This is a genomic window from Novosphingobium sp. ERW19 (genome assembly GCF_012641315.1).
Classification (GTDB): Bacteria; Pseudomonadota; Alphaproteobacteria; order Sphingomonadales; family Sphingomonadaceae; genus Novosphingobium.
This window is the reverse complement of sequence record NZ_JABAIC010000035.1, coordinates 1-1,629: the sequence shown is the minus strand read 5'-3', so window position 1 is coordinate 1,629 and position 1,629 is coordinate 1. Positions and strand designations below refer to the sequence as shown.

The window sequence follows — 1,629 nt, the reverse complement described above, 5'->3', positions numbered from 1 at the left end:
GTCTCGGCAGCGGGCGGAAAAGATCCCATGATGAGAGTTGGATAGCGGCCTGAAGGAGATCAGAGTCGGTTTGCTACCAACCACTCTGAAAGGATTTGCTATGTCAGCAGAACCAACCTCGCAGCCTGCCGCGATCCGGGTCGATCTTGGCGCAATTTTCGTTTCTCTGGAACTGTCGAAATCGACGTGGCTTGTGACGTCGTTGTCACCTGGCAGCGAACGGATGTCGCGTCACTCAGTGCCCGGCGGGGATCTTCCTGCATTACTGGCCTGTTTGGGCGCATTGCGAGACAAGTCACGGGTCCGGGAGGGCAGGCTCTATCCTGTGGTGGTCATTCAGGAGGCGGGGCTCGACGGCTTTTGGATTCATCGGGCGCTTGAGGCGGAAGACTGGATCACAAGCTACGTTGTGGATGCAGCCTCGATTGCGGTATCGCGCCGGCACCGGCGAGCGAAGACCGACCGTATCGACGGGGAGGCGTTGGTGCGCGCCCTGATGGCATGGATACGTGGGGAGCCTCGCGTCTGCTCGATGGTGCGAGTTCCTGCCATCGAAGATGAGGACCGTCGCAGGATCGGACGAGAGCGCAGGACCCTGATCGATGAGCGCAAACGGCACGTCAATCGGATCAAGGGACTGCTCTTCGGTGTCGGTATCCGGCATTATGAACCAGTGCGTCGCGATCGCCGTGAGCGCTTGGTAGAACTGCAGACCGGCGATGGTCACCCATTGCCCGCTCACCTTAAGTCCCAGATTTGTCGTGAGCTGGACCGGCTTGAACTGCTGGACCGGCAGATCAAGGCCGTGGAAGCTGAACGGGATGCACTCTGTTCGCGAACCCACGAAAGCTCGGCTCAAGCAATGCTGGCGGGGATCAAAGGCATCGGCGTGGAATCCGCCAGCATCCTTGCGAGCGAAGGATTATTCCGACAGTTCGACAATCGGCGCCAAGTCGCGGCTTATGCAGGGCTTGCGCCCTCGCCTTGGCGAAGCGGCTCGATCGATCGTGAACAGGGTGTTTCGAAAGCGGGCAATCCAAGACTGCGCACGACGATGATCCAGCTAGCATGGTTGTGGCTGCGCTATCAGCCGGACGCGGCTCTCTCGCACTGGTTCCATGAACGGGCAAGCCATAGCGGCGGGCGAGGCCGGAAGGTCGCGATCGTCGCCTTGGCACGCAAGCTGCTTGTGGCCTTGTGGAAGTATGTGACCGCCGGGGTCGTGATCGAGGGAGCTGCTATGACTGCGGCATAGCCAGCGGCTGTCGCGATTTATTCCAATCCCCAGGACCTGTTCGGCCCTGACGGATCCAGGCGAACGGACCGAAGCCCCCCATGGCTTCCAATGCCGCTCAAAAGAAGGGTTCCGTTCTCCTGAGCCACGCCCCCGAATGAGGGATTATGGTGCAGCCGTCTCAAGCGGCGACCGGATATGAGGTGGTACAGGCGAGGATACCCCGCCGGTACTCGTGAAGCGGGCTCAGCTGGATACGATACCAACCGGGAAAAACGAAACGACGACATACCTCCTTGACCTGCAACTCATCATATGAGGGGGACTCATCGACGCGCTCTTGGCCGCTCGCGGGGCGGGTTCACCAGTAAGCTTCACTGCCTGGCTGATGCCCT

1 protein-coding gene is annotated in these 1,629 nt (G+C 60.2%); it reads left to right on the top strand.

All coding sequences use genetic code 11. From position 1 onward, the window contains the following. The first annotated feature begins 100 nt into the window (after nt 1-100). Complete coding sequence (locus tag HGI46_RS21775) at nt 101-1,255, top strand: IS110 family transposase (protein ID WP_168905827.1); 1,155 nt, start codon at nt 101-103, stop codon at nt 1,253-1,255. The last annotated feature ends 374 nt before the right edge of the window (nt 1,256-1,629 follow it).

Bases quoted from the DNA above. Each gene is read 5' to 3' on its own strand.
- HGI46_RS21775 (WP_168905827.1), top strand. From the start codon at position 101: ATGTCAGCAGAACCAACCTCGCAGCCTGCCGCGATCCGGGTCGATCTT.